At 73.2% G+C, this 3,546-nt stretch carries 3 protein-coding genes; 2 read left to right on the forward strand and 1 reads right to left on the reverse strand.

What is annotated here, in order from left to right; translation table 11 throughout:
• Positions 1-165: 165 nt before the first annotated feature.
• Positions 166-753, reverse strand: a complete 588-nt coding sequence (locus AB0M99_RS28920; RefSeq protein WP_365925509.1) for a TetR/AcrR family transcriptional regulator — start codon at positions 751-753, stop codon at positions 166-168.
• Between the two features lie 117 nt (positions 754-870).
• On the opposite strand from AB0M99_RS28920, the gene AB0M99_RS28925 reads away from it, so the two are divergent.
• Positions 871-2,010 (forward strand): acyl-CoA dehydrogenase family protein, encoded by a 1,140-nt coding sequence (locus tag AB0M99_RS28925; RefSeq protein WP_365925511.1) that lies wholly within the window; start codon positions 871-873, stop codon positions 2,008-2,010.
• Positions 2,011-2,193: 183 nt separating this feature from the next.
• Positions 2,194-3,546 (forward strand): condensation domain-containing protein (locus tag AB0M99_RS28930; RefSeq protein ID WP_365925513.1); only part of this gene is annotated, 1,353 nt, incomplete at its 3' end.

Here is a 3,546-nt window from a genome sequence, read left to right on the forward strand (position 1 = left end):
GGCCCCGGCCCCGCCGGCTGTGGGGGGTGTGGGGGGTGGGTGGCGGATCAGGGCCGGGCCCGGCCCCGATCCGCCAGACACCCCCTGGGCCGTCGTCCCCTCTCCAGCCCCTGCCTTCGACGCCTCCCGTGCGCCGCGCCTGTCCCGCGCGGCCCGCGGGAGCGTTCAGTCGGCGGCGGGGCGGATGAGGAGGAGGGTCAAGTCCCATATGGCGAGGACCTGCTGGGGCGTCGGATCGGCCGCCGCGGTGGAGGTGATCTGGTGCATGCCGAGCACGAGGGCCAGCAGCAGCCGGCTCACGGCGTCGGCGTCGAGCGCGGGGTCGACGACCCCGTGCTCCTGCGCGCTCCGCACGAGGCGGGCGATCGTGTCGCCCAACCCCGCGATGAAGGCGGGCGTTTCGCCCGTCGCCCGGGCCTCCTCGGAGGCCAGGCGCAGGCCCGCCGTGAACCGTACGTCCTCCTGGACGTGCCGGGTCAGCTCCAGCAGCAGCGTGCGCAGGCCCGCCGCGGGCGCGGTCGCGCTCTGTTCGGCGCTGCGCAGCAAGTCCCCCCAGCACTCCTCGAAGAGGCGGACCAGTTCGTCGGCCAGGGCCTCCTTGGAGGAGAAGTGGCCGTACACCGCCCCCTTGGTCAGCCCGGTGTGCCGAGCCACGATCTGCAGATTGGTACGGGCGAACCCATGGGCGGCGAACTCCGCGGCGGCTGCGTCCAAGACCAGCGCGTGTGTGCGCCGCGACCTGTCCTGTTTCATCGGAGGGCCGACTCCTTGCCTGCCTGAAGTGCCGCAGAAGTGCGGGGGTATGAACCTACACCCAAAAACATTCGTCTGTGAATTCTTTCTCTGACAGCCGCCAAGGAGGCGCCGCTCATGTCCAGTCACCTGTCGTCCGGAGCAACAACACCGCTCGCGAGCCGAGTTGCCGCAGCGGAGGCGGCCCGTCACGCGAAGGGGTCCGAACAGGACAGGGATCTGCGCCCCGCCGTGGTCTCGGCCTTGTCCGAGGCGGGATTCCTGCGGCACTTCGTGCCCCGGCGCTGGTCGGGCTCGGCCGGTACCTTCGCCGAGATCGTGGAGGCGGTCGCAGTGGTGGGGGAGGAGGACCCGTCCGCCGCCTGGTGCGCCGCACTGCTGGCGGCCCACGGTCGACTCGCCGCCCATCTGCCACGGGAGGCTCAGGAAGAACTGTGGCAGGAGTCGCCGGATGTGTCCATAGCGGCCGCTGTTGTGCCGCCGTCCGGTGAACTCACCGAAGTGCCCGGCGGTTGGCGGCTTTCGGGCAGCTGGGCCACGGCCAGCGCGGTACGCCATGCGCGGTGGGTGCTGCTGGCCAGCGTCGAGGACGGCCCCGAAGGCCCCCGCCAGCGCATCCTGGCCGTGCCGGCCGCCGACGTACGGGTCCACGACACCTGGCGCAATGCCGGGCTGCGCGGCACCGGGAGCCACACGGTGAGCGTCGACGGCGCCTTCGTCCCCGAACACCGCGCCATGACGCGCGAGGACCTGCTGGCCGGCTCGGCGGATCCCGAGGCGGCCCGTTGCCATCGGATCCCGTTCCCCCTGGTGGCCTCCCTGCTCTTCGTCGCGCCGGCGCTGGGGGCGGCCCGGGGGGCGCTGCGGGCCTGGACCGCGATCACCCGCGAGCGGCGGACTCCGGACGGCCGCCCGGCCTTCGAGGACGGCACCTGCCAGCAGGTGCTCGCCCGCTCGTCGGCCGAGATCGACGCCGCCGGGCTGCTGCTCGCGGGTGCGGCGCACCGGGCCGACGGGGCCGGAAACCCTGCGGCGCAGGTGCCGCTGAACCTGCGCGACTGCGCCGTGGCGATCGATCTGCTGGTCACCGCCGTGGAGCGGCTCTACCGCAGCGCCGGTGCCCGCGGCCAGGACGAGGACGGGGAGCTCCAGCGCTTCTGGCGGGACATCCACGCCGTCGCGGGCCACGGTTCGGTGCAACTGGGCCCGGCCGCCGCGGCCTACGCGCAGCAGGTGATGGCGGCTCCGGCCGGCTGACGGCCTCCCCGTACCGCCGATGCGCCCTGCCCCGGACGGCTCCGGGGGCAGGGCGCATCGCATTTCGATCGGCGTCGCCGATTACATTTGAAACCTTTGCGAAGGAATGATTTTGTGGGTTCACCGCCGATGCCGCCCGCATACCCGTGAGGTCTTCCTGTGCAGAACACCCAGATTTTCCCGGTGACCGAGGCCCAGCTCGGGCTGCTCGTCATCGACCGGTCGGTTGCCGCCCGCAACCTCTACAACATCGTCCTGGAGTTCCGGCTCGACCCCCGCACGGCGGCGTGCGACCTGCGCGCCGCACTCGCGGCCGTGACCGCCGTACAGCCCGCGCTCCGGCTGGGGCTGCACGAGGCGCCTTCGCCGCACGCCGAGCTGCTTGCCCCGCTCCCGCCCGAACGCCTCCCGCTGGACGCCGAAGAGACGTCCGCGGCCGAATTCCCGGGCCGTCGCACCGCGTTGCTCGCGCAGCTGTCCGACCACGTCTTCTCCCTGGACGATCCACCGCTCTTCCGCGCGGCCCATCTGCGCTGCGACGACGAGTCCGCCGCCACGCTGCTGCTCGCCGTCCACCACACGGTCTTCGACGGGTTCTCCGCCGGGCCGTTCGTCGGTGACCTGACCGCCGCGCTCGCCGGCACCCTCGACGTGGAGGCGCTGCGCGCCGGCCGCGAGGGCGCGCTGCGCACCGAACTCCAGGCGCAGCTCGCCGCCGCGGCCGACGAGGAGACCGAGGAGGAGGCCGCCGCACTGGCCGCCCGTCTCGCCACCGTCCGGGCGACCGAGCTCTACCCCCGGCCGGGCCGTCCGACCGAGACCGACTTCGCCGGTGCGCGGATCGAACTCCCGCTCACCCCCTCGGAGTCCGCGGCCGTCGACGCGGTGTGCCGGAAGCTGGGCGTCACCGCCTTCACCTTCTACGCGGCGGTGTACGCGACGGTCCTGGCCCGGCACTCGGGCGGAGACCACGCGACGCTCGGCGCCACCCTGATGTCCCGGCGCACCCTCGGCTCCTTCGGCCTGTGCGGGTTCTTCGTCAACACCCTGCCGATGGCCGTGCCGGTCGACTGGACCTCCCCCTTCGACGAGTTCGTCGCCAAGGTGGTGGACGAGGAGGCCGAGGACACGAAGTTCCGCTCCCACATCCCCTTCAACCGGATCGCGGCGCACGGCGCGCCGAACCGCTCCAGCAACCGCAACCCGGTGTTCTCGGCGCTGCTCGCCATGCAGGACAGCACCGTGGTCGAGCCGGGGGGTCCCGTACGGTCGGTGCGCCAGCACGGCAACGGCACCGCCAAGTTCGACCTGCTGCTGTTCGCCACCCCCACCGCCGAGGGCTGGCTCCTGGAACTGGAGCACGACCTGGCGCTGCTGCCGCCCGTCGTGGCGCAGGGCATCGCCGACTCCCTCCGCGAAGCCGTCGGCAACGCCGCCCGCAACCCCGGCGGCACCCTCGCCGAACTGTTCCGCGACGCCGGGCCCGTCCTGACCGCGGCGCCGGCCCAGCCCGTCCGGCCGGCAGCGTCCGGCTCC

Source organism: Streptomyces sp. NPDC051183 (assembly GCF_040682455.1).
Lineage (GTDB): Bacteria > Actinomycetota > Actinomycetes > Streptomycetales > Streptomycetaceae > Streptomyces.

Coding starts and splice junctions, on each gene's coding strand:
- AB0M99_RS28920 (WP_365925509.1), bottom strand. CDS start 753: ATGAAACAGGACAGGTCGCGGCGCACACACGCGCTGGTCTTGGACGCA.
- AB0M99_RS28925 (WP_365925511.1), top strand. CDS start 871: ATGTCCAGTCACCTGTCGTCCGGAGCAACAACACCGCTCGCGAGCCGA.